Raw genomic sequence first — 24,762 nt, forward strand, 5'->3', positions numbered from 1 at the left:
GCCAGTACAGTGCTGGCGTGACCAGTGACAACCTCGACCGAAGCAGGTCCTGGGACGGTACTTCGGTCCGTGCCCGTGTCGCAGCCATGGCCCACGAAGACCTGGGGCGTCGGCGCTTCGGGTCCTCGCACCATGGATATCGACTTCGGCCTCCTCTGGCAGAGGAGACGATCCGGGTGTTCGAGCAGCAGCACGGTGTCCGGCTCCCTGCTTCCTACCGCAGCTTCCTCAGGGAGGTCGCCGACGGAGGAGCGGGCCCGGACTACGGGCTCCTAGGTCTTACAGAGGCTGTGGACGAGGAAGAGGCTCTGCACGACCTTCGAGAAGAGGGTCGACGCGCTGGCTTCCTCTCCACGCCGTTCCCGCACGCCGGCGGATGGCCGGGGCCAGGCAAGGGGGGCGACGCCGGCTACTCCGTCGAAGGGAGTCTGGTCATCGGGGAGTCCGGTTGCGGCATGTTCCGCCGCTTGATCACCACGGGGGCGAACGCCGGCCAGGTCTGGCTCGACGACCCTGACTGGGGCGGCCTGACGCCGGGAGCGGACTTTCGGGACTGGTACTCGGCATGGCTGACGACGGCCTGACTGCTGCCCGAGCCAGTTCTGGGTCTCGGCTGGTTCGGGCAGATCGACGAGATCGTGCTCCTGCTGGGAGTCGCGGACGTGACTCCTCCCCTGGCTGAGGCCGGGGGCTTCTCGCTAACCCTGCTGGGCGTTGCGACGGACCAGCCCGGCCCGTAGAACGTTGACGGCTCCCACCGTGTCTGCGTGCGCGTGGTGGCCGCAGACGACGCAGTGGAACTTTGCCTGTGTGGTCCGGTTGTCCGCGCTGGTGTGCCCGCACTGGGGGCATTGGCGGGACGTGTTGCGGGGGTCCACGGCGATCACTTCGCGCCCGGCGCTTTCAGCCTTGCTCGCGAGGATCGTGAGGAACACCCCCCATCCGGCATCCTGGATCGAGCGGTTGAGTCCGGTCTTCGCCGCCGCGCCGTTCGGCAGGAACGCGCCCGGTCGGTCGGGGTCGGGCTTGGGTGCGGCGGTTCGGACCATGGTGCGGATCGTCAGGTTCTCGTGCGCGATGAAGTCGTGCTCACGGACCAGGGTGAGGGCGGTCTTGTGTGCGTGGTCGAGGCGCTGGCGGCGGACCTTGCTGTGGAGCTTCGCGACTTTCTCGACCGCCCGGCGGTGGTTGGCGGTGCGCTTGTCCCGGCGGACACGCGGGAACCGGGCGAGGCTCTGTTGTGCGGCTTCGTGCCTGGCGGCGTTGCCGCGCCCGTGGCGCGGGTTGGGGACGAATCCACCGTTCGAGTCGGCGAGGAAGTTCGCAATCCCGAGGTCGATGCCGACCACACTGCCGGTCGGCGGCAGCGGCTCGGGCCGGTCTTGTTCGGCGGTCAGCACGACGAACCACTTACGGCCCTCGCGCTTGACCGAGATCGTCTTGACCTTGCCAACCACTGGGCGGTGCTGGTGCACCTTGACGCAGCCCACGCCCTGGAACCGGACGCGGGTCACCGGGTCGTGCGGGGTGGCGTCCCATCGGCAGCCGTCCCCGTCCTTCGGGAACTCCACCGTGTCGAACCAGTTGACCCCCCGAAAGCGCGGGTAGCCGGGCGTCTCACCGGACTTGACCCGGCGAAAGAACGCCACGAATGCCTTGTCCAGACGGCGCAGCGTCGCCTGCTGCGAGGAGAACGACCAACGTCCCTGACGCTCCGGGTCGAACGCCCGGATCTCCTTCAGCTGAGCGGACTGCATCCCGTACCTGATGCTCGTCCTCGACGGATGCCGGTAGGCGTCCCGACGCTCCTGCAACGCCCCGTTGTACAGCGAGCAGTGATCGCGGAGCATCTCGCCCAGCGCCTGCGTCTGACCCACCGTGGGTCGCATGAGGTACTTGTACGCCCTGATCACCCGACCCACCCCCTCCGGTCAACGCGATCAAGCTAATGCACGCCACCGACAACCGAGCGAACTCCGCCGCTGCGCGGCTCCGGGCCAAGGATCGCATTCCCGCCCGGCCTGAAGGCCGGGATTCCCTACAAAGATCAAGGGATGGCCGCGAGCAAGCGGTTTTACGTCGCTCAGGGCCTTGCTGTGCGAAGAGCTTCGGCCCGGCGTACGTCGAGTTCGCCGCCGAAGAGAGGTACGTCAAGCTGGCGCTGTACCGGCGCCGTGCCCTGGCCAAGGACGCCGGCGTCTCTTCCGCAGGCACCGGTTCGCACCGGTTCGCACCGGCTCGCGATCGGCGGTGGTGCCGGCCCGTTCACCGACCCGGACGGCTTCGCCTGGGAGGCCGCGGCGCACGCACCCGCGCCCGTGCTCTGACGCATCCGAAGCCGAGCCGAGCCGAGCCGTCGCGGCCGCTCACGGTGCCCCGAAGAGCTCGTCCAGGTGGTGGGTGAGGATCGCCAGCGCGGCGTCGCCGGTGCGCTGGCCGCCCAGCACGCTCGAGCCCAGGCCGTTGACCATGGCCAGCAGCCCGGCCGCCGTCATCTCGGGGTTCCGGTCGGAGCCGATCTCCCCTGCCTGTTGGGCCGCGCGGAGCTGCTTGGCGAGGAAGCTCTCCAGTAGGTCGGGCTGGGGGGTTCCGTGCTTCTCCACCAGTGCGGGATCGCTGAGCACCAGCGTGTAGTACGCGGCGTACGTCCGGGTGATCCGGCGGCTCTCCGGATCGGTCGGCAGGATGCACGACAGGACTGCGGTCACCAGGCCGCGTGGCGTGGGCGCGGAGCCCGCCGCGCTGATCCACTTCACCATCCGGGCCTGGAGCTGGGTGCCGAGCCTGGCCAGTGCGTCCAGTAGCAGCCCCTCCTTGGTCGTGAAGTAGTACTGCACCAACCGTAGGGAGACACCGGCTTCGGCGGCGACCGCCCGCATGCTGGCCGACTGCAGGCCCTGGGTGTCGGCGATGCGCAGCAGCGCCTCGGCGATCTGCCGTCTGCGCTCCTCGTGGTCGACCTGCGCGGCCATGATTTCGACCTCTCTCCCTCTCCTGGTACATCCGTATCATGCTGTGATACACACGTATCATGCGAATTGGCGAGTTCAAGAACGCTCAGGCCAGGGACCGATTCCAGGTCGCCTACGACCGGACCCTGGCCGAACTCTGGCAGGGGCCGCGGACGGCGCTCGACATCCCGACCTCGTTCGGAGTCACCCGCGTCCACCGGGCCGGGCCGCAGAGCGGCGAGCCGATCGTGCTGCTGCCCGGGGCGGGCGGCAATTCCCTGATGTGGCATCGGTACATCGCTCCGCTGGCCCAGCACCGCACGGTCATCACCGTGGACACGATCGGCGAGCCGGGCGCGAGCATGCAGACCGCGCCGGTCGGCGACGGCCGGGACGGCGCGGTCTGGCTCGACGAGCTCCTGGCCGCCCTGGAGGTGACGGCGGGTCATGTCGTCGGCTGCTCGTACGGCGGCTGGTTGGCGCTCAGCCACCAGATCCACCGCCCAGGCCGGACGGCCTCCCTCACCCTGGTGGATCCCGCGGGCTTCGCCGTGCCCGGCCGCCGCTTCTACACCTGGGTGATCGCCGGCGGGCTCGCCGCGATGGCGCCGCGCCCCCTCCGCCCGCGCCTGGCCCGCCTGGTCGGGAACAGTGCGATCCTGGAGTACGAACTGATGGGAATGATGCGCGCGTCGATGGGATTCCGCCGCGCACTCCCGCCGGCCCAGGTCCTCTCCGACGACGAACTGCGACGCCTGAGCGTCCCCACGCTGTTCCTCCTCGGCGCGCGCAGCGCCCTGCACGACTCCAGCGAGGTCGCCGACCGCCTTGGCAGGCTCGTGCCCTCCGCCCGGGTGGAGATCGTGCCCGGCACCGGCCACGCACTGCCCACGGACCAGCCGGCCCTGGTGGCCGAACGCATCCTCGACGCCGCCGGGCGGTAAGCGCGTTCGTGTCGGTGCTTCCCGCGCAGGCTCGCAGCCGAGCGCACACCACGACCTGGCCGACCTGCTCCAACGTGACGGTGCCAGGCGGGCCTGGCCGAATCGCCAGGTCCAGGTCGTCCAGAACTCGTCCATGCCCGCACCACCCCTGAATCCACGTATCTCGCGCCTATGGTCGGTGCCACGGCTCCTACGATTGCGACAGCACAAGGAGGCATGTAGCGGGGGGATGAGAGTGGTGCGAAGTGCGGTCGCTCCGGCGGACCGGGTGGCCGGGCTGCTGGCCGGGGCCGGTGAGGTGGTCACGGGGGAGGCCGCCCGCTGGCTCTCCGGGATGGAACCGGAGGACGAGCGGATCATCGGCTACCAGCTCGGGTTGTGGGATGCCGACGGACGGCCGGGTGCGGGCGGCGGTGGCAAGTGGGTGCGGGCAGCCCTGACCCTGAGCTGTGCACGGGCTGCGGGCGGCGACCCCCGGGAGGCGCTGCGTGGTGCCGGGGCCGTCGAACTCCTGCACACACTCTCGCTGTTGTACGACGACGCGATGGACCGGGACGCGGTGCGGCGGGCCCGGCCGTCGGCGTGGCGCGTGTTCGGGCGCCGGCCCGCCGAACGGGCAGCCGCCGCGCTGCTCCCGTACGTGGTGGCCCGGCTCTTCGACCCGCCGGTCGGGCTCGCGGTGGCGGGGGCGGCTGCGGCTGCGCTGGGGGAGGCCGTGGTGCGGCTGGCCCTGGGGCAGGCGATGGACCTGGACTTCGAGCGGCGTCCGAGGGTGAGCGTCGAGGAGTGCCGGCTGATGATCGCCGACAAGACGGCCTCACTGATGGCCTGCGCGTGCGGGCTGGGCGCACTGCTGGCCGGCGCCGACCGGGGCCGTACGGCGGGGTTCACCCAGCTCGGGGAGGATCTGGGCATGGCGTTCCAGATAGTCGACGACATCCTGGGGCTCTGGGGGGACGCTGCGGTGACCGGCAAACCGGCGGGCTCGGACCTCCGGGCCCGCAAGAAGTCCTTCCCGGTCGCCGTCGCCCTGGCCGCCGACTCGCCGGACTCGGCCCGGCTGGCCGCCGCCTACGCGCACCCGGCAGACAGCCTCGGCCCGTCCGACACCGCCGAGCTCCTCACCCTGATCGAGCAACTCGGCGGACGGAAAGCCGCGTTGGCCGAGGCGGACGCGTATCTCGCGAGCGCCGTACGCTTCCTCGACGAGGTACGGTGCACGGCCGGCCCGGCCGTCCGCGCCGCCTGTGACGACCTGGCCGCGCTGGCCGGGTACCTCGCCGTACGCACCCGCTGAACGGTCGCCCGCTGTGCCGCGACCGTTACCCCGTACGGGAGTTGCTGCGGCCGTCGGTCGCCCACGGCTCGGGCAGGTCGAACATGTTGGGCAGGCCGGCGCGGTGCAACTGTGCGTCGATCCGGTGCAGTTCGGCGAGCTCCGGAGGGGTCTCGATGGTGCGGATCTCACAGGAGTCGGCCTGCGAACCGGCGGCCGCCAGCAGGGCGTTGGCCGCCGCCTTGCCCGTCTGGTCCGCAGCTTCCATCGTGGCCAGGTTCAGGTCGTTGAGCACCCAGTCCCCGGCGAGGAAGAGATTCGGCAGCGCGGTCGCGGCGCGCGGCCGGTGCTGGGTCGAGCCCGCCGTGGTGATGAGCAGCGGCTCGCTGTTGCGGGCCCGACCTGGCCCGTCCAGGCCGGTGACGGCGGGGTCGAGGAACCACGAGTGGAGGAGGTCGTCCGTCAACTGCTCGGCGCCCGGACGGTTCAGGGCCTGGCACAGCTGGTGCCACACCTCGGCCGCGACCTCCCGGCTGGTGCAGTCCCAGGCCGCCTTGCCGTAGAGCGGGCCGGGCACGTCCCAGGCGGAGATGTCGACGGAGAGGCAGTCCGCGACCGTGCCGTCCTCGTAGGCGGCGGCGAGGTCGACCCCCGTCCAGAACTGCGCCTGGCTGACGGAGGTGAGGGCCCACGGGGAGTCCAGGTAGATGGCGTGACCCTGGGCGATCGGCGTACGGCGGCGCAGATAGAACTGGATGCCGGTCATCCAGTCCGTCTCCAGCCTGGCGATCCCCGCAAGGCCCGGGTCCGCGTCCAACACGTCGGCGTCCAGCAGGTGCACGGCCCGCTCCGCCGGCACCGCGCAGACGAACCAGTCCGCCTCCACCCGGCGCAGCACGCCGTCCGCACCAGCGGTCACCGCAGCGCGCACCCGGCCATCCCGGACCTCCAACTTCCGTACCGACCGGCCGAGTTCGAACCGCACGCCCAGCCCCTCCAGGTGTCGCACCCACGGATCGATCCAGGCCTCGTTGGTGGGCGCGTTCAGGACCCGGTCCGCCGCCGCGTACTGCTTGCGCCCCAGCAGGCCGTACCAGAACTCGGTCTGCGTCCGCGCGATCGAATCCGCGCTCGCCACCTCGGCCTTGGCCGCCACCAGGCTCCGGCTCGGCCCGATGACGCACAGTCGGCGGTACTCCTCGGAGGCGCCGACGGCTCCCGCGTAGTCCCACCACGAGGTGTGCTCCCACTGGGCGGCCCGCCGCTCGTCGCTGCTGGTGGCGTGGACGAGCAGGCGGTTGGCGAAGTACCGGGCCTCAGCCGCGGACAGGCCGTCCGCCTGCGCCAGGAAGGACCCCAAGCCGCGCAGGGTCGCCTCCACGTCACGCTGCCCACTGCTGCCGGAGACCCCCAGCACCAGCCCGTCCCTGCCGTCGGCGCGCGCGTGCAGCACCTCGCGGGTCTCCACGAGGTTCCCCGCCACCCCCGCCCTCACCCCCACCCCGGCCGGGTTGCCAGGGAAGGGAATGCGGCTCATCGTCCTCGGCAGATTCAGGTAGAAGCCGGGAAAGAACCGGAAGCCGTGCTCACCCGGCAGATCACGCCGACCACCACGCGCCGTGCCCGGCACGGGAATGCTGCGCGCCTTCCCACCCAGCGCACCGGCCTCCACCACCAGCACCTCGAACCCGCGCTCCACAAGCTCCATCGCCGCCGTCAGCCCGGCCACACCCCCGCCCAGCACCGCCACCCGCCGAGACATCCGCCCCCCATCGCAAAGTCGGCCAGGCCCCGGCCCGCACGCGGCCCGACCCTACCGGGCCCGTCTCCTCGAGCTTGCCGACCTCCTCGGGAGGGCGCTCCGGGCCGGCCTTCGAAAACATTGAATTGGGGACCTCGGGGCCGCCGGGAACGGCATCGTACGCGGCCCCGGCAGGGCCGCGAACGTACTCGGGAGGCGGTCCGCAACCCCTGGGCCGACAGCCTTGCGGAAGGCGCCCACCAGGCTGCCCGCGCCCTCGACATACCTGCCGTGACCTGGTGTTTTTCTGGAATTCGCCTAGGCTCGGGAGTTCTGCCGGACATCATTCGGAGGGGACATCATGAGCCAGAAATCCACCAGGTACGACTCCAGCCAGATCGAGGTGCTGCAGGGGTTGGACGCCGTCAGGAAGCGGCCCGGGATGTACGTCGGCTCGGCGGATGGGCGTGGTCTGCACCAGCTGGTGTTCGCGGTCGCCGACCGGCCGGTGAACGAGGTTCTGACCGGCCGCGCCGGTTGCGTGGAGGTGACTCTCACGCCCGACGGCGGCGTCCGCGTCGCCGACGACGGGCCCGGCGTCCCCTTCCAGGGCTCGGAGGGCAGCGGCGGTGGCGGTCTCGAAGCCCTGCTCACCTGCCTGCCTGCACGCGCGCGCGCGGGGGGGGGGGGGGGGGGGATGCCGTTCAGCCGCCGCACCCCGCTGCTCAGCCACTCGTACATCGAACTCTCCGTCACAAATGGCCTGTCGAGCCGCCTGACGGCCGAGGTCCGGCGCGAGGGGGTCCGCTGGGTCCAGGAGTTCGCGCGCGCCGTCGCGGTCACGCCACCCACCGACACGGGGCCGACGGCCGGCACCGGCACCACCATCACCTTCTGGCCGGACTCCGACATCTTCGGGACGGCGGAGTGCTCGTTCGACGAGCTGGCGGAGCGCTTCAGGGAACTGGCCTTCCTCAACCGGGGTTTGCACATCTCGCTCACCGACTTGCGGCGCCCGGCCGAGCCCCGGTCGGCTCGGTTCCGGTCCCCGGGCGGGGCACGGGACTTCGTGGCTTTCCTCGACGTGCAGGCGGGTGCACCCGCTGGCCCGGAGGTCATCGGCTTCGTGCGGGAGGACGAGCGGATGGCGGGGGCGATGGAGGTGGCCTTCCAGTGGCGCGGCTCCGGCGCGGAGCGGGTCCGGAGCTTCGCCAACAGCTTGCCCACCCCCGGCGGCGGCACGCACGAAGAGGGCTTCCGCGACGGGGTGGCCGCCGCAGTCAACGCGTACGCGCGACAGCAGAAGCTGTTGACAGAGACAGACCCCGGTCTCGACACCGACCGGATCAGTGAGGGCCTGACAGCGATCGTTTCGGTGAAGCTGGATCATCCCGAACTCGTAGGCGCCACGCGCGGCGTGCTGGGCAACGTCGCAGTGCGCGGCTGCGTCGGACAGGCCGTCCAGGAACACCTCGGCAGGTGGCTGGAGGAGCACCCGGAACAGGCCGCAGCCGTCGTCGGCCGGATCGTCCAAGGGGCTCGCCGAGTCTGACCACCAACGGACCGCCCTCCCGGCACCCGGCAAACGGCCCGGCGGGGCGGTCACCGGGGGGTCAGGCGGCGGGCTTGCGGGCCAGGATCTGGACCCCCGCTGATGCGTGTCCGTTCATGGTGGCCACCAGGATCTGACGGGTGTCGACAGTCTCGAACCCGGCGAGCAACGACGGGAACCACTCCGCCGAGTGGTGACGGCAGACGGCGCCGTCGCTGGTCTCGAACACGCCGTACTGAACTTGATCGGGTGATGTCGGGCCGTTCGCCGGACAGCGTCCGGGTGGCCTCGGTCGTCCTGGTGGGGTGAGATATCCGCAGGGTGGCGGCTTGACCGACGCCGAGAGGACCGCGCGAGAGCAGGTCCGACTCCAGGCCGTGGCCGGATTCGAGGCTGGCGATAAGAACCGGGAGATCGCTGCTGCGCTCCGTGTCTCGGAGCGCTCGGTGGAGCGTTGGCGGCGCCAGTGGCGCGAGGAGGGCATGGCCGGGGTGGCATCGAAGGGATCCCCTGGTCGGCCCCGCCTGTCGGACACACAGATAACGCGGCTGGAACGGGCGTTGGAGTGCGGACCGCTGGCTCATGGGTGGACCGACCAGCGGTGGACGTTGGCCCGGGTGAAGACGATGATCGGCCGACTGTTCCATGTCTCCTACACGCTGGAGGGCACGTGGCGGCTGCTGCGGCGGCACAGCTGGTCCTGGCAGCAGCCCGCCCGGCGCGCCATCGAACGCGATGACGACGCGGTGGAGCTGTGGAAACGGGAGGTCTGGCCGCGGGTAAGAGCACCGCGGCGGTGAACAACGCCTGGGTGGTCTTCGAGGACGAGGCCGGCCAGTCGATGACACCGCCGCGCGCCAGGACCTGGGGCCGCAAGGGCGTCACCCCGGTCGTTCGCGTGCGCGGACGCGGCTCGGGCCGCGTCTCCATGGCGGGAATGACCTGCTACAAAACCGGCGAGCGGTCCCGTCTGATCTACGCGATCCGCGAGTACCGGGGCCGCAAGGACGAGCCGAAGGGCTTCGGCTGGAAGGACTACCGCGACCTGATCATCCGCGCCCACACCCAGCTCGGGGGCCCGATCGTCCTGGTGCGGGACAACCTGCGCATGCACCTGGTCGCGCCGCTAAGGGAGTTCTTCGACGCCAACGCCGACTGGCTCACCGTGTTCCAGCTACCGACCTACGCCCCAGACCTCAACCCGCAGGAGGGCATCTGGTCGCTGGTCAAACGCGACATCGGCAACCTCGCCGCCGCCGACCTGAGCCAGATCACCCGCGCCGTGAAACGCAAGCTCAAGATGCTTCAGTACCGGCCAGAGGTCGTCGACGGCTGCTTGGCCGGCACGGGTCTGGCCCTGTCGCTGTGATCGCCGCTGAACGTCCCAGAGCCGTCGGCCCAGCCGTTGGCCTTCGCTCTCCAGCCGGTTGAGCAGGTCACACGTCCCAGTCCGCATAGTTTCCCATCGCCACGTCGTCACAGAACGTCTCCCAGAACCCGTTATGAGCGAGTGCGGTTTCATCGATTCCGACGAGGAGGCCGCGAAGTTCCTCCGCCTCCTCCTCATCACCGTCAGGGCGGAACGGGAAGCGCGCGATCACGGCCGCAACGCAGCGGTTGAAGGAGCGGAGGTTGCCATTCACGTGGTTGGCCATCGCTGCCTCGTCGGCGTGAATCTGCAGCACGCGACCGGTGGCCACATCGACCGCGACGCGTTGGAACAGGCCACTTGTCGCGATGACCACCAGTCCCCGCTCGCCGCTCCCTGTCAGGAACACCGGTGTGCTCAGGGGTCGGTACTCGTAGCCGATCAGTCCGCACGGGATGCCCGTCTCACCGAGATCGACAGCGATTGGGGCGGGCACTCCGGTAGGGGGACGGACTCGGATCAAGGCGAACCTGGGCTTCGGCAACTTGGGCAGGGGTTGGCTCACGTGAGGATCTTCCCCTGCTGCACGACCCTGGCAACACCCGGACGCCTCTTGCGGGTGTAGCGACTGATGCCGGGCACCCGAGCCCGACATCACCAATTCAAGTTCAGTAGCTGCCGTAGTGGTCGGCGAACCTCGCGTAGCGGTCGCGGTTGCGCTCGTCCTCCTGCAGCAGCAGATCGCTGACGTAGAGCATGCCGCCCGGCTTCAGTACGCGGCTCAGCTCGCCGATCAGCCCTCGCTGGGCCTTGTCGCCGGGAATGCAGGTCAGCACGGCGAAGAGGATGACCAGGTCGACGCTCGCGTCCGGGCGGGGGAGTGCCGGCGGTGCGTCCAGTACTGCGAAGCGCATCGACGGGTGCAACTCGCGGGAGCGGGCCACCATCCCCGACGACGTGTCGACGCCTGACAGGTTGTCAAAGCCGTGCTGTCCGAGCGCCTCCATGGTCCGGCCGTATCCGCAGCCGTAGTCGAGGACCACGGCGCTGCGGTCGATGCCGTCCAGCCACGGCAGGTGCAACGGATGCGTGAACGTCTTCCGCGTCGCGGCGGCGTCCCAGTAGGCGGTCTGGCTGTCAAGGTCGGACATGGCTGATGCCTCCATCGGCGGCTCGGCGAAGGTGATCATGTTGCCATGGCCTTGGGCCTCGCGCCTCGGGTCTGCCGCCGGTGGTCCGCCCGACGGTGTCAGGGTTCGATGTAGGACTCCAGGCCGCGCAGGAACAGCTCGACCTTGAAGGCGAAGCGCTCGTCGCCGTCGCCGGTCGTCATGGTCTCCGCCATCGCGCTGATCCGGGGGAACCGGTTCTTCGGGAGCTGACGGAAGTACTGCCCGACCTCGAGGAAGTACGCCTCCAGGTCGATTCCGCTGCCGGCTTTGAGGCCATAGACGAAGGCCTCGTACGCGTCGACGTCGATGAGCTGGCCGAGGCCGTCGAGCGCCCAGGCGGCGACCCGTTCGGGGATACCGGCGCGGATCATCAGGTCGAGCATGAACTCGGCCGGCAGCAGCTTGTTGGGGCCGACGGGCATGCTGCCGAGGGAGACCAGGGTGATGTCCCGGTGGGCGGTGTAGACACGCTGGGCCTCGATGCAGATCTGCTTGATCTGTTCCTTCCAGCGGGCCGGGTCGGGCTCGGCGGGCAGGACGATCTCGCCGGAGATCTCCTCCAGCATCAGTTCGAGCAGTTCGTCCTTGTTGGAGACGTGGGCGTAGAGCGAGGCGGGGCCGGTGCCGAGCTCCTGGGCGACCCGGCGCATGGTGACGCCCGCGAGGCCCTCGCGGTCGAGGATGGCGAGGCCCGCGTCGACGATGGCGTCGCGGGTGAGCGGCTGCCGGTGGTCGGCCTTGCGGGGCTTGTGCCAGGGCACGGCCGGCATGTCCGGGATGTCGGGAACGGCGTCCGGGGTCACACGGGCCTCCTTCGTGGGGTGCCGGCCGCGGGCACCGCGCACCGAGAGCCCGGGGTCCGTCACAGCGGGCGACGAACATCGTACCTCTGACGAACGATGTTCGGCCGCGCAGCCGGAACGGGTTTGACGGAACGCAGATCGCTCAGTAGAACAGTGTTCGTTCGAAAAACACCGTTCCAGATTCGGAGTCTCCTATGACCGATCCCGCAGCCCCGTACCGATGGCGGTGGGTCGCGCTGGCCGTGATCCTCGCCGCCGAGGTCATGGACCTCCTCGACTCGCTCGTCACCAACGTGGCCGCTCCGGCCATCCGCGCCGACATCGGTGGCGGCGAGAGCACCATCCAGTGGCTCGGCGCCGCCTACACGCTCGCCATGGCGATCGGCCTGATCACCGGCGGCCGGCTCGGCGACATCTTCGGCCGCCGTCGGATGTACCTCGTCGGCGCGGTCGGCTTCACCCTCGGCTCGATCGCCTGCGGCCTCGCCCAGGGGCCCGAGCAGCTGATCGCCGCCCGCGCCGTCCAGGGCCTGCTCGGTGCGGTCATGCTGCCCCAGGGCTTCGGCATGCTCAAGGAGATGTTCTCCGAGAAGGAGCAGGCCAAGGCGTTCGGCCTGTTCGGCCCGGTCATGGGCCTCTCGACGGTCGGCGGCCCGATCCTGGCGGGCTGGCTCGTCGGGGCAGACCTGTGGGGCACCGGCTGGCGCATGATCTTCCTGATCAACATCCCGCTCGGCCTCTTCGCGGTCGCCGGCGGCCTGGCCTTCCTACCGGAGTGGAAGAGCGCCCGCGCCGTCCGGCTCGACCTCGTCGGGGCGCTGCTGGCCGCGGCCGGCTCCGCGCTGATCATCTTCCCGCTGGTGCAGGGTCGTGAGCACGGCTGGCCCGCCTGGGCGTTCGCGCTGATCGGCCTCGCCGTCGCGGTCTTCGCGGTCTTCGCCTGGTACGAGAACCGGATCAGCCGTGGCGGCCGGGATCCGCTCGTCGAACCGAGTCTCTTCCGCAAGCGCGGCTTCAGCGGCGGCATGGTGCTCGGGCTGTTCTTCTTCTCCGCGATGACCGGCTTCTGGCTCACCTTCAGCCTCTACACCCAGATCGGCCTGCACTACTCGCCGTTCAAGGCCGGGCTGGCGGGCATCCCGTCGTCGATCGGCATGGTGGTCGCCTTCGTCGCCTCGCAGAGCCTGGTGAAGTACGGCCGCAAGGTGATACACGGCGGCCTGATCGCCATGGCAGCGGGTGTCGGCGGGGTCATCCTCACCCTGGGCCTGGCGGGCGAGACCGTCACGCCGTGGCAGCTGGCCCCGGCCCTGGCCGTCACCGGTCTCGGCATGGGATTCGTGATGGCGCCGTTCTTCGACACGGTCCTGGCCTCGGTCGAGAACCACGAGACGGGCTCGGCCTCCGGCACGCTCACCTCCGTGCAGCAGCTCGGCGCCGCGCTCGGCACCGCGATCCTCGGCACGGTCTTCTTCGAGCGCGTCAAGACGGGCAACTTCCTGCGGGCCGAGCAGTTCACCCTCGGCTTCGAGATCGCCATGCTCGTCGTCGTCTTCCTCGCCGTCTTCCTCCTGCCCAAGCACGCCCGGCCGCAGGAGCCGGCCGACGCCGACGCCCCGGTCACCGACGCCGACGCCCCGGCAGAGAAGGTCGCCGTCTGACGCCGACGACCGTCCCTCCTCGCTGGTCGGCTACCGACACAGCCGTGCCGACCGGCGCCGCGTCGCAACGGTGTTCCGGAGCGGGCGAGGACGGATTCGAAGTCGAGGAGCGTGATACGACGGGGTGCAGGTGACGGCGTTAACGGCGGCGCTCATTCCTGGTCGTTGCGGCGCGATGTGCTCACTGGGCCGGACGGCCACCGCCAGCAGCAACGCATCTCGCGACGGCGGCACCCCGGGCGGCCCCACCGGTACCTGGCTCGTGGCCGCGTCACCGTGGGGCACGTCGAGCGCGAACTCGCCCTGCTGGGCTCCACAGGCGTGGGTTTGCTGTACCGAATGCCGGTGAGCCGACTGCAACCGTGCGGCTGATCCGCAGTTCCCCGTGGTCAGGGCCTGCCCCATCGACCCGGGGGGACCTACCGCGTGGGAGGGCCGGTCTCCCAGGCGATCGGGCCTTCGCCAACGGCTGGCCACAGCCTGCCGACGGCCGGCGAGGCGGCCTGGATGATGAGGGAAGGGGGTCTGCCGGCACACCGGTGGCGCCGACTGTCCTGGGTTGCTGCCACACTGGCGATCATGACCCCTCCGCAACAGCGTCCCGTCGGGGCGCCCCTCTTCACCGCGCCTCCCGCCGACGAACCCGCCACTGCCACCCTCGGCGCCACCAGCGCCGGCCCCGATGGGCTGCCCGGCCAGCCCGGCCGGCGTCGGCTGCTGCCGGTCGAGCACACCGCGATGTTCCTGTCACCGCCCGCCGAGGACGACATCCCCGCGCCGCGCCCGGCCCGACACGTCCCCTCCAGCGACCGCTTGGTGTTCTCCCAGCCCGAACGCCAGGGCTGACCCCCAGGGGGCAGCCCGATCCCGCCGTCGGCATCCTCTCGCAGCTGATCTTGACTCGTATGGTGCCTCGGCGGCGGTTGGCGCGTGGCAGGGCCCGTGTTCCGTCGCCCGGCGGACGGCGGACGGTCTGGGCCGAGTCGGCCCTGCCGACGCCGGAGGGCGTCCCGCGGCCATGGTGACAGTCCTCCGGATCCCGAAGTCCTGTGAATCGGAGGCAAGTTCCGGCGGCCCGGCAGACAGGATATTCCGTGGCGCGTGTGGCGGCTCGGCAGACACCATGACCTCATGTCCGACGAACCCGAGCCGCCGCACACGTCCGGCGTGCGATCCGCATCCCTTGCCCGCGTCCAGGCCGCGCTGATGTGTGTGGCAGCCGACATGCTCAATACCCGGGCCGGGAAAGACCTCATCGAGGCGCTGTTGGACGTCGAAGATGCCGGACACCCCGGCGATGCCGCCACCGCGCTGAGCCTGCTGACGGCAGATCCCCAGGTCGTGTTGCGTCTGGACGCACATGTGCGGGAGGTGCACAGGTGCTCGTACCGGTTCACGGCGACCGTCGCCCGGCTCCAGGTGATCGACTCGATGACCACGGCCGGCCCGATCACCGTCGCCCTAGCCTCCTGCCACCCCGATGGGCAGGTGCGTGCCCGGGTCGTGCGCCTGCTCCTGAACCGGACACGGAACAGCCCACCGGCGCTCGACCTGCTTCCGTTCCTGGTGCTGCGCACCACCGACTGGGCGGCCCCGGTGCGAGACATGGCGCGGGCGGCGCTGTCGCTCGTGCTGGACGCAGCTCCGACGGGCCTGGTGGAAGCCGCAGCACGGGTCACGATCCGGACGGAGCGACGCCTGCGCGGGGACTTCGCCCACCAGCAGGTCCTCACCGCACTGCTCGCGCTGCCCGGGACGGCCCACTTCGACCGGCTCCTCGGCTCACCGGACCGCCGACTGCGACGGTTCACCCTCTCAGCCGCACTGATGGCCCGTCGACTCCCCGCCGAACGGCTTGTCGCGCTCGCCGAGACCGACGGTGACCGGCGGGTGCGTGAACTCGCCGCAGAGGGCGCCGTCCGGGACGCCGTGTGGACCGAGCGGCACGATCTGGTGCGTCGGCTCGCCGCCGGCCGCGCGCCGGAGGTCCGCGCCGTTGCCCTCACCGGATGGCTGCGCGCCGGACGGATCGAGGAAGTCATCGCGCACTTCGACGATCCCGCGAAGAACGTGCGCGAGGTCGCCCACGAGGCCATCCGCCGAAGTGGTGCAGACGTGTCGGCGCACTACCGCGCCGCACTTCGGGAGGCGATGCCCTCGCCGGGCGCGATCGCGGGCCTGGCGGACATCGGCGACCGGACGGACAGCGGTCTGCTGGAGGCCCTGCTGGCGCACCCGCGTGCGAAGGTCCGCGCCGCCGCGTCGCGGACCTTGCGGGCGCTGGACATCGTTGCGGTGTAGGCCACGCTGCCACGACTTCGCGATCCGTCCGTGTGCATGCTCCGCCAGGCGACGGCCGCCCTCCAGCCCCATGTCGGCCGGCTGCCTCCGGGGTTCGCGGAAGCGCTGCTCGCCGACCCCGATCGCGGGTCCGGCGGCTGCAGGGGGGCGTGGCCCCGAACGGGGAAGCCGACCACTCGGCACGGAAGATCGGCCGGTACTCGGTGCGCGTGCCCTCCCCCCCCCGGACCGAGGCTCCGCCCGGCATCCGGGGGTGGGGGGGCACGCGCACCCGGCCTGCACCACACCCTGCGCATCCCGTTCGCGACACCAGTTGGCGCCCGCTGCCGATCGACCGATCGGATGACTTTCGCATCACACGCCGTCGGTGCGGCACCGGATGCCCGGAAACCGGCGGTGCGGCTTCCTACGATGCGGCGGAGAGCACCCGGCGCGCACCGTGCGACGGGCTCCGACTCCAGAGACGGTGGAACCGCATGAGACCGACGATCCGCGGCCGGCTGCACGCCTGGGCCGCTGTCGCAGCGACACTCCTGGCCGTGGCCGGCTCGGCCGCCGGCGCTCCCGTGGCGACGGCGAACGACGACGACCTCGGGCCCGCCATCGAAGCGATCATGCACAAGCCCGAGTACGAACACTCGCAGTGGGGCGTGCTGGAGATCGACACCGCGACCGGGAGGACCATCCACTCCCGGAACGCGAACCAGTTCCTCATCCCGGGCTCGACCACCAAGCTGGTGACCATCTCCTCGGCCTGGCACACCCTGGGCCCGGACCACCGCTTCACCACCCCCGTGATGGCCACCGGCACCCGCGACGGCGCGACCCTGAACGGGAACCTGGCACTGGTTGCCCAGGGCGACCTGACGATGGGCGGGCGCACCAAGCCCGACGGCTCGGTGGACTACACGAACATCGACCACACCGAGGCCAGTCTGCCCGGGGCGACCCTCACCCCCGAGAATCCGCTCGCCGGCCTGAACCAGATCGCCCAGCAGGTGCACGACGCGGGCATCACCCAGGTCAACGGCGATGTCATCGTCGACCCCCGGCTGTTCAAGCTCCCGGCGCTGGACCCGCAGCCCACTCCGCTGATCATCAACGACAACCTGATCGACCTGCTGACCACTCCCACCGCTCCGGGCCAGCCCGCCCAGCTGACCTGGCGCCCGCAGGTCGCCCCGTACCAGGTGACCTCCACCGTCCAGACGGTGCCGCCGGGCGGTCCGACGAAGGTCCAGGTCGCGGCCTCCCCGGACGGCACTCAGATCACGCTGTCCGGCACAATCGCCGCCGATGCCCAGCCCCTGCTGCAGATTTCCAACATCCAGGACCCCAACGCCTTCGGCCGCACCGCGCTGATCGAGGCGCTCGCCCGCGCCGGCGTCACCGTCACCGCCGACCCGACCGGCCCCAACCCGCAGGACGCGCTGCCCGCCTCCTACGGCGACGACCCGCAGGTGGCGGCGTACGTCTCCCCGCCCTACAGCCAGTACGCCAAGCTGATCCTGAAGGTCAGTCACAACCTCGGCGCCAACCTGGCGCTGTGCAACATGGCCGTGCTGCAAGGCAGCAAGGACTGCTTCGACGCCTTCCCGATCGAGCACGACTTCCTCGCCAACGTCGCGCACATCGACCCGACCCAGTTCCAGATCGCCGACGGACGCGGCGGTGTGCCGTCCGACCGGGCCACCCCGATGGGCCTGGACCAGATCCTCGCCTACTGGCTGGGCACCCCCGACGCGGACGCCTTCCGGCTGTCCCTGCCGATCCTGGGGGTCGACGGCAGCAACGGGATCGACTGCATCACCGACTGCCCGGCCAAGGGCAAGGTCTTCGCCAAACCCGGCACCATCCTCGGCGAGGACCTGCTCAACCAACGGATCGAGGTCGGCGCCCAGGAGGAGGCCGGCTACCTGCAGACCGACGACGGCTGCCTGCACCTCTTCTACATCGGCGTCAACAGCGCCTCCAGCGCTGACCTGCAGAGCTTCCTCAGCATCTTCAACGACGTCAACCAGATCTCCGCGCTGATGCAGGAGCAGGCCTCCCAGCACTCGCACCGCACCAGGAAGTAACGCCCACCGGACGTGGCTCACCACCACGTCCGGTTCCGTCACCTCGGTCATCCCGTGCCGGCCTCCGGTCAACGGAACCGATCTCCTCCGGGCCACGTCGAAGTGGCGCAGCACCGGGCTGCACCCTCGGGAGGATGACGCATCATGAACGAGAAGACCCGACTCCGCCGGACTCCCACCGTTGCCGGACTGCTGCTCGCGCTCGGCGCAGCCGCTGGGGGTCAGGGGGTCGCAGCTTCAAATCCTGTCGTCCCGACTGTGAAGTCGCTTGTGAGGGCCGGTACTTGGGAATCCAGGTGCCGGCCCTTCTTGTTGTTGCGTCAGCTGGTGGTCGCATGGTGGTCGCCGGGCCACATCGGCCAGGACGTGGATGGTTCGTCTGTTCGGGTCTGCTGGTAGGCGGGCAGTTGCCGGTGGGGGCGTGGGTGCTGGCGCCAGGGGCGGTTCGCTCTGCAGGTGGGTCGGCCGAGGAGGACGCGGTCGGCGTTGGCGAGGGTCCAGGCGACGGCGTCGACGGCAGCGCGGGCGGCGAGGCGGGGGCCCGGATTGTGGTTCACGGCGACCAGGATCGCCTCGAGCGTTGAGTGCGGACTCGCCAACCCTGCGCTGTACGTGCTGATGTTCGGCGAACCCAAAGCGCGGCACGACCTTGACCGACTGAGAGGTTCGCGGCCTCGGGCCTGCTGGCGGGCCTTCCGAAGCAGTGGGCAGGCCCCGGGAGCGCGGCCGATCTGCTGGCCGGGCCGCGGTGATACCCCGCCGGACATGACGGACGGGCGGTGGGCCGGGGACCTTGGCGCCGGCTGGGATCGACGAAAGCCGTGCGGCGTGCGCCCTCGCCCGAGGCCGTGGGTGTCCAGCACGACCTGGCCGGACCGGTGCGGCAGGCTTGCGCGGTTCGATATTGTCCCGAGCAGCCGAAGGACGGGCTGCGGGTGGCAGGGTGACCCCGCCATGTCCATGGTGTCCACCTCTGTGACGCTGCCCGAGCAGGCGGCGCTCGACCTTCGCGTACTGCGGGCGGTGCCCTTCGCGACGGTGTGCTTCGTGCTGTCCGCCACCGGGCATGCGGTGGCTTCCGGCTGCCAGGTGCCGGTTGCCGTCCTGCTGCTCGGGTGGATTGCGGTGTGCGTGCCTGCGGTGGCGCTGGCTGGGCGCGAACGCTCGCTTCGGGCAATCACCATTGGTGGCACGGTTGGCCAGATGGTGCTGCGCCTGCTCTTTCAGGCTGCGCGGACCACGCCGCGCGGCGGGGGTGGCGGGCCGGGGAAGCCGGCCATGCCGGGGATGCCCGGTATGGCGATGGCCGAGCCTGCCAGGTCGGGGCCGCACGCCATCCCCTGATCTTCGCAGGGAATCCCGGTCTTTAGGCCGGGCGGGAATGCGATCCTTGGCCTGGAGCCGCGAAGCGGCGGAGTTCTCTGCGGCTCCGGGGTGACGGTCAGACGGGCCGCTTCTGGTTCTCGATGTACTCCTTGACGATGCTCATCGGTGCACCACCGCAGGACCCCGCGAAGTACGAAGGTGCCCAGAAGACGGAACCCATACCGATCCGGTTGATGCGGCCGGTGTACTCGGCGCGCAGGTACCGGGAGCTGACGCCCTTGAGGCTGTTGACCAGCTTGGAGATGGACACCTTCGGCGGGTAGTGCACCAGCAGGTGCACGTGATCGCCTCCGCCGTTGAACTCGCGCAGCTCCGCACCGAAGCTCTCGCACACGTCCCGCATGATCGCCTCGCAGCGGGTCAGCATGTCGTCATCGAAGATGCCCCGCCGGCACTTGGTGACGAACACCAAGTGAGCGTGAAGGTCGTAGATGACGTGGTTTCCGCGTCGGATGTCGGGGTCTGGTTCCCAGCGTGGTGACATGCACCAAGTGTAGTATGTTCATGCGAACTGACCTGGAAGGGGGTGGGCCTGATGATCCGTGCGTACAAGTTCCTCATGCGGCCCACGGTGGGTCAGGCGCAGGCTTTGGGCGAGATGTTGCGTGATCACTGCTCCCTGTACAACGGGGCGTTGCAGGAGCGCCGTGACGCCTACCGGCACCCGTCGAGGACGAGTGTCAGGTACGGGATGCAGTCCGCGCAGCTGAAGGAGATCCGGGCGTTCGACCCGGAGCGTCAGGGACGTTGGTCGTTCTCTTCGCAGCAGGCGACGCTGCGCCGTCTGGACAAGGCATTCGTGGCGTTCTTTCGCCGGGTCAAGTCCGGTGAGACGCCCGGTTATCCGCGCTTTCGCGGGGTGAGCTGGTTCGACACGGTGGAGTTCCCGAAGGACGGCGACGGATGCCGCTGGGACGCCACCCCGCACGACCCGGTGACCCGCGTCCGCCTGCAAGGAGTCGGACACGTCAAGGTGCACCAGCACCGCCCGGTGGTCGGCCGGGTGAAGACGGTCAGCGTCAAGCGCGAGGGCCGTAAGTGGTTCGTCGTGCTGACCGCCGAACAGGACCAGCCCGAACCGCTCCCGCCGACCGGCATCATGGTCGGCATCGACCTGGGCATAGCCAACTTCCTCGCCGACAGCAACGGCGGATTCGTCCCCAACCCCCGCCACGGCCGCAGCAACGCCGACCGCCTCGAAGCCGCCCAGCAGTCCCTGAGCAACTTCCCGCGCGTGCGGCGGGACAAACGGACCGCCAACCACCGCCGGGCGGTCGAGAAGGTCGCCAAGCTCCACGGCAAGGTCCGCCGTCAACGCCTGGACCACGCACACAAGACCGCCCTCACCCTGGTCCGCGAGCACGACTTCATCGCGCACGAGAACCTGACGATCCACACCATGCTGCGCACCGCCGAACCCAGGCCCGACCTCGACCAGCCGGGCGCGTTCCTGCCCAACGGCGCGGCAGCGAAGACCGGACTCAACCGCTCGATCCAGGATGCCGGATGGGGGGTGTTCCTCACGATCCTCGCGAGCAAGGCTGAAAGCGCCGGGCGCGAAGTGATCGCCGTGGACCCCCGCAACACGTCCCGCCAATGCCCCCAGTGCGGGCACACCAGCGCGGACAACCGGACCACACAGGCACAGTTCCACTGCGTCGCCTGCGGCCACCACGCGCACGCAGACACGGTGGGCGCCGTCAACGTTCTACGGGCCGGGCTGGTCCGTCGCGAAGCCCAACCGGCTTAACGAGAAGCCCCGGCGTTCACGCCGGGGAGGAGTCACGGTTGCTGCTACGCCCCACGTGGCCGTCTGGGGGGCATGCGCTGTTCCTCGGGCTGAGCCCGGCGATGCTCGGCGCGCAGCTGGCCGCCGGGTTGGCCGCCGGGTGGTGGCTGCGTCGTGGTGAGGCCGCCGTGTGGCGACTGGTGCGGCATTCGGCCAAGGTGGCGCGGACCGTCGGGCTGGCACGTACAGCTGCGCTCGGGATCGCGGTGGCGCTCGCCGTCGCGGCCCTGGGCGGCGGGGCGGGCTGTGCTGCGGGCCGGTGCCGGGCGCGTGGGCGGACGGGCCGCGAAGGCTGCCGGGCGCGGTCCGCCTGCGGTCGCTGCTGACCTCTGCCACGAGGGCGTGTCCACGCTGCCGACGTGCCGCTGGACGCTGCCCGGACCCGGATGGGAAACACCGATGATGTCCAAGAAGATCCGCCAGCTCGGAGGCGGCGAACTCGTCCAGGGCCCGCTCGGCGGCCTGCTCGGTCGGCGCGCCGTAGATCGCCCGCAGCGCCGGCACCAGCTTGGAGCGGTCCTTGCCCGGTCAGGTGAGGCGGTCGCGGTGGTGAGCGGCGGTTTCGCGGACGAGCTGGGCGAAGCGTTCACAGCGACCACCTCGCCTGCGTTTTCGGCGCGCGCCGCGAGCAGTGCCCGTACGCTGACCGGAGTTGTCCGCGATGGACGGCGCTGACCTGCGCTCGCTGACGCTCGCCCTGGTGGACGGCTGGCACCCCCCCGGCCGGTCGGGATCGTTGCCCGACAGGACCCGGCCTCGATCTTCCCGGGCCAGGTACGAGATGCGAATCAACGTCTTCGTCGCGGCCTGGCCGTCCAGCGCGGTCACGCTGCTGGGCGACGCCGTCCACGTGAGAGCCCGCCATCGGCGTCGGTGCCGACACCGCGCTGCGCGACGCCCGCGTATTGACCGGCCAGCTGACCGAGGCGGCCGCAGGCCGGCCGATCGCGGAGGTGCTGCACGCCTACGAGGAGGAGGTGCGCGGCTACGGCTTCGCCGCCGTGCGCGACTCGGCTGACCACGGGCACCGCCCGGTGGGACAGGCCTCGGCCCGCGCCGGAACGGTAAGGCCAGGGATCAGCGCCGTCCGGCGTCGCCGAGGGTGGCGCGGGTGAGCGTGGTGGCCGTGCGCACCGCGCTGGCGATCGCCTCCTCGTCGTCGAGATGGAGCAGGTCGGTGAGGGTGAACAGGGACTCGGCGCTGATGACCACGGCGAGGTCCCGTTTCAGCTGGGCCACCGCGGCCGGGTCGACGCCGGCGACGTCCGTCACGGGTGCGAGCGCGTGGTCGATGAGGCCGAGCCGCAGGGCCGGGCGGGTGGCGGCGGCCTCGGGGCGGGTGATGGTGGCCGCGATCATGGCCCGGGTGGCGCCCTGGTAGGCGAGGACCTGCCGCAGCAGGTGCTCGGTCGCGGCGGCGATGCGTACGACGGGGTCGGTGGAGTCGGCGACCAGGCGCAGCGCCTGCTCAGGCGAGGGCCACGCGCCGGCCATCGACTCCCGGAGCAGGGTGGCCAGGTCGGGGAAGTAGCGGTAGGCGGTGGCCTCGGAGACCAGGGCCCGCCGGGCGACCTCCGGCATGGTCACCTCGCCCCCGGTGCGCATCAGTTCGGCTGCGGCCGACACGATTGCCGCGCGGGTGCGCAGCTTCTGGTTGGCGCGGCCGTTCGCGTTACGGGGGGTGTTCGCTTCCTCCTGCATGAGGCCACTCTAGCAAGTGGACCCCAATGATGAGAGAGCACTTGCATGAACGCGCGCGACAGTCCTACAGTCGTGAGAGTTAGCTCTCACGAAGGATCGTTCATGGACACTGACGTCTCAGTCGTCGCCCCCGGCGGCGGTGAGGTGATCGACCTCGGGCGGGCGCGGATCCGCGTCCTGGAGGACGGCACCGGCACCGCGCACCGGCTCGGGGTCGCCGAGATCACCATCCCGCCCCGCGCCGAGGGGCCGCCCCAGCACCGCCACGCCGAGCACGACGAGGGCTTCTACGTGGTCTCCGGAACCGCCCGCTTCACCGTCGGCCACGATGTGCACGAGGCTCCCGCCGGAACGTTCGTCATGGTCCCGCCGGGAGCCCCGCACACCTTCGCCAACCCCGGTGGCCAGCCCCTGGTCATGGTCAACACCTTCACCCCGGACCTGTACGTCCGGTACTTCCAGGACCTGCGCGACATGATCGCCGACGGCCGACCCATGACCCCGCAGAATCTCGCCCAGGTCATGGCGCGTTACGCCACGACGGCGGTCACCGGTCTCCCGCACACCGCACCCGCGCACACCTCACCCGCGGCCGAGCAGAAGGAAGCCGAACCCATGGGCGTCACCGCTCCCACCAGCACGTCCCGCACCATAGACCTGCGCCACGGCCTCGGCGTGACCGTGCAGGAGTTCGGCGAGCACCGCGACGGCGCCGCCGTGCTGGTGCTCCACGGCGGCGCCGGGCCCCGGTCGATGGCCGGGTTCGCAGCTGCCCTGTCCGAGCATGCCCACGTCGTCGTGCCCACCCACCCAGGCTTCGACGGCACAGCCCGTCCCGAGAACGTCGACACGGTCGCCGACCTGGCCTGCGCCTACCTCGACCTCCTCGACGAACTCGGCCTGGATGGAGTGCTGGTGGCCGGCAGCTCGGTCGGCGGCTGGATCGCCGCCGAGATGGCACTGCGCGACACCCGGGGCCGGATCGGCGCACTGGTCCTGCTCGGCTCCACGGGCATCACCCCCGAGCCGCCGCTGGCTATTGCCGACCCTGCCGAGCTCGGCCCGGTCCGCACCGGCGAACTGGCCTTCCACAACCCTGCGCTGCGCCTCGACCCCGCCGCGCTCAGCGAGCAGCAGAAGACCGCCATGGCCGCCAATCAGCGCGCCCTGGCGGTGTACGCCGGGGCCCCGTTCTGCCACGACCCCAAGCTCCGCGGCCGGTTGCACCGAGTGACGGTCCCGGTCCTGGTGATCGCGGGCGAGCAGGACGGCATCGTGCCGCTGGAGTACGAGCGGCAGCTGGCCGGGGCATTCCCCCGGGCCACCTTCCGGCCCATTGCCGAGGCCGGGCACTTCCCCCACCTCGAGCAGCCCGCCTCGGTCATGGCCTCCATAGGTGACTTTGTCGACAGCCTGGTCAAGCCCGACGGCGAGTGACATCCGCGACCGTGACCGCGCTCCGGGGGGACCGCTGCGGCCTGGCAGGCATGGAGGCAGAAACCACTGTCGTCGGGCTACTCGGCCGGCGGGGTCCGGCCGCTTGCAGCGCTGCACGGCGCGGCCGGAGCGGGGTCACCGCCGCGCTGCCCGTGGGCGTGGAGAGCGAGGCTGGTGAGGGTGAGCAGCAGCCGGGCGTCCGACGCGGACCCGAGCCGGACGGTGCCCCAGGGGGAGCCGTCCTGCAGCCGGACCCCCGGCGAGTGCTCCAGCTCCTCGCCCAGCCGACGGATGACCGAGGCGGTCAGGTTCACGTCGGCGCTCTGGGAGGAGTAGATATGGACGATCTCGCTGCTCCCGGCGACGAGCGCCTGGCCGATGCCGCAGCTCGGCGGAGCGGGCTGTAGGTCGGGCCAGGACAGGAGCTGTTCCAGGGCATATTCGGCATCGTTCACGCTGACATCATGGGCTTGCTCCGAGTGAGCCACCAGCTCCTGCCGCGCCGTTCCCGCGCTCGAGTTGTCGAACGGCAACGCCAAGCCGGTGGGAACCTCCGCGCGGCGGCATGAGCGAGGCAGGCCTGATGCCGATGACCGGCCCG

25 protein-coding genes and 3 pseudogenes are annotated in these 24,762 nt (G+C 70.6%); 17 read left to right on the plus strand and 11 right to left on the minus strand.

Annotated features, from left to right (window positions below; genetic code table 11):
• Positions 1–176: 176 nt before the first annotated feature.
• A complete protein-coding gene (locus ACR68M_RS34610; RefSeq protein WP_441248131.1) occupies positions 177–584 on the plus strand; it encodes an SMI1/KNR4 family protein in 408 nt (135 codons plus the stop codon).
• Positions 585–698: 114 nt separating this feature from the next.
• Here ACR68M_RS34610 and ACR68M_RS34615 read toward each other — a convergent pair whose 3' ends face one another.
• Positions 699–1,913, minus strand: a complete 1,215-nt coding sequence (locus ACR68M_RS34615; protein ID WP_441248132.1) for an RNA-guided endonuclease InsQ/TnpB family protein — start codon at positions 1,911–1,913, stop codon at positions 699–701.
• A gap of 141 nt (positions 1,914–2,054) precedes the next feature.
• On the opposite strand from ACR68M_RS34615, the pseudogene ACR68M_RS34620 reads away from it, so the two are divergent.
• Positions 2,055–2,327, plus strand: a pseudogene (locus ACR68M_RS34620) (glyoxalase); the annotation flags it as partial.
• A gap of 39 nt (positions 2,328–2,366) precedes the next feature.
• On the opposite strand, the gene ACR68M_RS34625 reads toward ACR68M_RS34620, so the two are convergent.
• Positions 2,367–2,972, minus strand: coding sequence for a TetR/AcrR family transcriptional regulator (locus ACR68M_RS34625; RefSeq protein WP_441248133.1), 606 nt, complete (start codon positions 2,970–2,972; stop codon positions 2,367–2,369).
• A gap of 59 nt (positions 2,973–3,031) precedes the next feature.
• On the opposite strand from ACR68M_RS34625, the gene ACR68M_RS34630 reads away from it, so the two are divergent.
• The gene (locus ACR68M_RS34630) at positions 3,032–3,895 is read left to right on the plus strand and encodes an alpha/beta fold hydrolase (RefSeq protein ID WP_441248134.1); all 864 of its coding nucleotides are present in this window, start codon (positions 3,032–3,034) and stop codon (positions 3,893–3,895) included.
• Positions 3,896–4,133: 238 nt separating this feature from the next.
• On the plus strand, positions 4,134–5,192 hold the full coding sequence (locus ACR68M_RS34635) for a polyprenyl synthetase family protein (protein ID WP_441248135.1): 1,059 nt from the start codon (positions 4,134–4,136) through the stop codon (positions 5,190–5,192).
• 25 nt (positions 5,193–5,217) lie between these two features.
• On the opposite strand, the gene ACR68M_RS34640 is transcribed toward ACR68M_RS34635, so the two are convergent.
• Complete coding sequence (locus tag ACR68M_RS34640) at positions 5,218–6,933, minus strand: hydroxysqualene dehydroxylase (protein WP_441248136.1); 1,716 nt, start codon at positions 6,931–6,933, stop codon at positions 5,218–5,220.
• A gap of 421 nt (positions 6,934–7,354) precedes the next feature.
• Here ACR68M_RS34640 and ACR68M_RS34645 point away from each other — a divergent pair, with 421 nt between their 5' ends.
• On the plus strand, positions 7,355–8,464 hold the full coding sequence (locus ACR68M_RS34645) for a DNA gyrase subunit B (RefSeq protein ID WP_441248137.1): 1,110 nt from the start codon (positions 7,355–7,357) through the stop codon (positions 8,462–8,464).
• Between the two features lie 61 nt (positions 8,465–8,525).
• On the opposite strand, the gene ACR68M_RS34650 is transcribed toward ACR68M_RS34645, so the two are convergent.
• Positions 8,526–8,693, minus strand: a complete 168-nt coding sequence (locus ACR68M_RS34650; protein WP_441248138.1) for a hypothetical protein — start codon at positions 8,691–8,693, stop codon at positions 8,526–8,528.
• 76 nt (positions 8,694–8,769) lie between these two features.
• On the opposite strand from ACR68M_RS34650, the gene ACR68M_RS34655 reads away from it, so the two are divergent.
• Positions 8,770–9,833, plus strand: a protein-coding gene (locus ACR68M_RS34655; RefSeq protein ID WP_441248139.1) for an IS630 family transposase whose coding sequence is annotated in 2 segments (ribosomal slippage) — positions 8,770–9,226 and positions 9,226–9,833 — 1,065 coding nt in all. Because the reading frame shifts where the segments join, the coding sequence is not laid out codon by codon here.
• Positions 9,834–9,900: 67 nt separating this feature from the next.
• On the opposite strand, the gene ACR68M_RS34660 is transcribed toward ACR68M_RS34655, so the two are convergent.
• From ACR68M_RS34660 to ACR68M_RS34670, 3 genes are all read right to left on the minus strand, one after another.
• Positions 9,901–10,329, minus strand: coding sequence for an SUKH-4 family immunity protein (locus tag ACR68M_RS34660; RefSeq protein ID WP_441248140.1), 429 nt, complete (start codon positions 10,327–10,329; stop codon positions 9,901–9,903).
• A 172-nt stretch (positions 10,330–10,501) separates the two neighbouring features.
• Complete coding sequence (locus ACR68M_RS34665) at positions 10,502–11,023, minus strand: class I SAM-dependent methyltransferase (protein ID WP_441248141.1); 522 nt, start codon at positions 11,021–11,023, stop codon at positions 10,502–10,504.
• Between the two features lie 59 nt (positions 11,024–11,082).
• Entirely contained in the window at positions 11,083–11,808 is a 726-nt protein-coding gene (locus tag ACR68M_RS34670; protein WP_441248142.1) for a TetR/AcrR family transcriptional regulator C-terminal domain-containing protein, read from the minus strand.
• A gap of 194 nt (positions 11,809–12,002) precedes the next feature.
• Here ACR68M_RS34670 and ACR68M_RS34675 point away from each other — a divergent pair, with 194 nt between their 5' ends.
• The 4 genes from ACR68M_RS34675 (at position 12,003) to dacB (ending at position 17,848) form a co-directional block, all read left to right on the plus strand.
• Positions 12,003–13,469: an MFS transporter gene (locus tag ACR68M_RS34675; protein WP_441248143.1), complete on the plus strand. Its 1,467-nt coding sequence runs from the start codon at positions 12,003–12,005 to the stop codon at positions 13,467–13,469.
• A gap of 579 nt (positions 13,470–14,048) precedes the next feature.
• Entirely contained in the window at positions 14,049–14,315 is a 267-nt protein-coding gene (locus ACR68M_RS34680; RefSeq protein WP_441248144.1) for a hypothetical protein, read from the plus strand.
• A 285-nt stretch (positions 14,316–14,600) separates the two neighbouring features.
• Positions 14,601–15,770 carry a hypothetical protein gene (locus tag ACR68M_RS34685; RefSeq protein WP_441248145.1) on the plus strand — a complete coding sequence of 390 codons (1,170 nt, stop codon included), beginning with the start codon at positions 14,601–14,603 and terminating at the stop codon, positions 15,768–15,770.
• 476 nt (positions 15,771–16,246) lie between these two features.
• A complete protein-coding gene (dacB, locus tag ACR68M_RS34690; protein ID WP_441248146.1) occupies positions 16,247–17,848 on the plus strand; it encodes a D-alanyl-D-alanine carboxypeptidase/D-alanyl-D-alanine endopeptidase in 1,602 nt (533 codons plus the stop codon).
• Between the two features lie 320 nt (positions 17,849–18,168).
• Here dacB and ACR68M_RS34695 read toward each other — a convergent pair whose 3' ends face one another.
• Positions 18,169–18,405 (minus strand): hypothetical protein, encoded by a 237-nt coding sequence (locus tag ACR68M_RS34695; protein WP_441248147.1) that lies wholly within the window; start codon positions 18,403–18,405, stop codon positions 18,169–18,171.
• 397 nt (positions 18,406–18,802) lie between these two features.
• Here ACR68M_RS34695 and ACR68M_RS34700 point away from each other — a divergent pair, with 397 nt between their 5' ends.
• Positions 18,803–19,192, plus strand: a complete 390-nt coding sequence (locus ACR68M_RS34700) for a hypothetical protein (protein WP_441248148.1) — start codon at positions 18,803–18,805, stop codon at positions 19,190–19,192.
• Between the two features lie 97 nt (positions 19,193–19,289).
• On the opposite strand, the gene tnpA is transcribed toward ACR68M_RS34700, so the two are convergent.
• Positions 19,290–19,718, minus strand: coding sequence for an IS200/IS605 family transposase (tnpA, locus tag ACR68M_RS34705; protein ID WP_441248149.1), 429 nt, complete (start codon positions 19,716–19,718; stop codon positions 19,290–19,292).
• Positions 19,719–19,769: 51 nt separating this feature from the next.
• On the opposite strand from tnpA, the gene ACR68M_RS34710 reads away from it, so the two are divergent.
• From ACR68M_RS34710 to ACR68M_RS34725, 4 genes are all read left to right on the plus strand, one after another.
• Positions 19,770–20,984 (plus strand): RNA-guided endonuclease InsQ/TnpB family protein, encoded by a 1,215-nt coding sequence (locus ACR68M_RS34710; protein ID WP_441248150.1) that lies wholly within the window; start codon positions 19,770–19,772, stop codon positions 20,982–20,984.
• A gap of 38 nt (positions 20,985–21,022) precedes the next feature.
• Complete coding sequence (locus ACR68M_RS34715; protein ID WP_441248151.1) at positions 21,023–21,349, plus strand: hypothetical protein; 327 nt, start codon at positions 21,023–21,025, stop codon at positions 21,347–21,349.
• Positions 21,350–21,425: 76 nt separating this feature from the next.
• Positions 21,426–21,698: a hypothetical protein gene (locus tag ACR68M_RS34720; RefSeq protein ID WP_441248152.1), complete on the plus strand. Its 273-nt coding sequence runs from the start codon at positions 21,426–21,428 to the stop codon at positions 21,696–21,698.
• Between the two features lie 230 nt (positions 21,699–21,928).
• Complete coding sequence (locus tag ACR68M_RS34725) at positions 21,929–22,138, plus strand: hypothetical protein (RefSeq protein WP_441248153.1); 210 nt, start codon at positions 21,929–21,931, stop codon at positions 22,136–22,138.
• On the opposite strand, the gene ACR68M_RS34730 is transcribed toward ACR68M_RS34725, so the two are convergent.
• Positions 22,101–22,724 carry a TetR/AcrR family transcriptional regulator gene (locus tag ACR68M_RS34730; protein WP_441248154.1) on the minus strand — a complete coding sequence of 208 codons (624 nt, stop codon included), beginning with the start codon at positions 22,722–22,724 and terminating at the stop codon, positions 22,101–22,103. The genes ACR68M_RS34725 and ACR68M_RS34730 overlap by 38 nt on opposite strands.
• A 102-nt stretch (positions 22,725–22,826) precedes the next feature.
• On the opposite strand from ACR68M_RS34730, the pseudogene ACR68M_RS34735 reads away from it, so the two are divergent.
• Both ACR68M_RS34735 and ACR68M_RS34740 read left to right on the plus strand, forming a co-directional pair.
• Positions 22,827–23,276 (plus strand): annotated as a pseudogene (locus ACR68M_RS34735) (cupin domain-containing protein); the annotation flags it as partial.
• A 222-nt stretch (positions 23,277–23,498) separates the two neighbouring features.
• Positions 23,499–24,161 (plus strand): annotated as a pseudogene (locus ACR68M_RS34740) (alpha/beta fold hydrolase); the annotation flags it as partial.
• 77 nt (positions 24,162–24,238) lie between these two features.
• On the opposite strand, the gene ACR68M_RS34745 reads toward ACR68M_RS34740, so the two are convergent.
• A complete protein-coding gene (locus ACR68M_RS34745; protein WP_441248155.1) occupies positions 24,239–24,616 on the minus strand; it encodes a luciferase domain-containing protein in 378 nt (125 codons plus the stop codon).
• Positions 24,617–24,762 lie beyond the last annotated feature (146 nt).

It is taken from the genome of Kitasatospora sp. McL0602 (assembly GCF_052076145.1).
Classification (GTDB): domain Bacteria; phylum Actinomycetota; class Actinomycetes; order Streptomycetales; family Streptomycetaceae; genus Kitasatospora.

Bases quoted from the DNA above. Each gene is read 5' to 3' on its own strand.
- ACR68M_RS34680 (WP_441248144.1), top strand. From the start codon at position 14,049: ATGACCCCTCCGCAACAGCGTCCCGTCGGGGCGCCCCTCTTCACCGCG.
- dacB (WP_441248146.1), top strand. From the start codon at position 16,247: ATGAGACCGACGATCCGCGGCCGGCTGCACGCCTGGGCCGCTGTCGCA.
- ACR68M_RS34730 (WP_441248154.1), bottom strand. From the start codon at position 22,724: ATGCAGGAGGAAGCGAACACCCCCCGTAACGCGAACGGCCGCGCCAAC.
- ACR68M_RS34675 (WP_441248143.1), top strand. From the start codon at position 12,003: ATGACCGATCCCGCAGCCCCGTACCGATGGCGGTGGGTCGCGCTGGCC.
- ACR68M_RS34645 (WP_441248137.1), top strand. From the start codon at position 7,355: ATGTACGTCGGCTCGGCGGATGGGCGTGGTCTGCACCAGCTGGTGTTC.
- ACR68M_RS34700 (WP_441248148.1), top strand. From the start codon at position 18,803: ATGTCCATGGTGTCCACCTCTGTGACGCTGCCCGAGCAGGCGGCGCTC.
- ACR68M_RS34710 (WP_441248150.1), top strand. From the start codon at position 19,770: ATGATCCGTGCGTACAAGTTCCTCATGCGGCCCACGGTGGGTCAGGCG.
- ACR68M_RS34720 (WP_441248152.1), top strand. From the start codon at position 21,426: ATGTCCAAGAAGATCCGCCAGCTCGGAGGCGGCGAACTCGTCCAGGGC.
- ACR68M_RS34640 (WP_441248136.1), bottom strand. From the start codon at position 6,933: ATGTCTCGGCGGGTGGCGGTGCTGGGCGGGGGTGTGGCCGGGCTGACG.
- ACR68M_RS34685 (WP_441248145.1), top strand. From the start codon at position 14,601: ATGTCCGACGAACCCGAGCCGCCGCACACGTCCGGCGTGCGATCCGCA.
- ACR68M_RS34665 (WP_441248141.1), bottom strand. From the start codon at position 11,023: ATGATCACCTTCGCCGAGCCGCCGATGGAGGCATCAGCCATGTCCGAC.
- tnpA (WP_441248149.1), bottom strand. From the start codon at position 19,718: ATGTCACCACGCTGGGAACCAGACCCCGACATCCGACGCGGAAACCAC.
- ACR68M_RS34625 (WP_441248133.1), bottom strand. From the start codon at position 2,972: ATGGCCGCGCAGGTCGACCACGAGGAGCGCAGACGGCAGATCGCCGAG.
- ACR68M_RS34630 (WP_441248134.1), top strand. From the start codon at position 3,032: ATGCGAATTGGCGAGTTCAAGAACGCTCAGGCCAGGGACCGATTCCAG.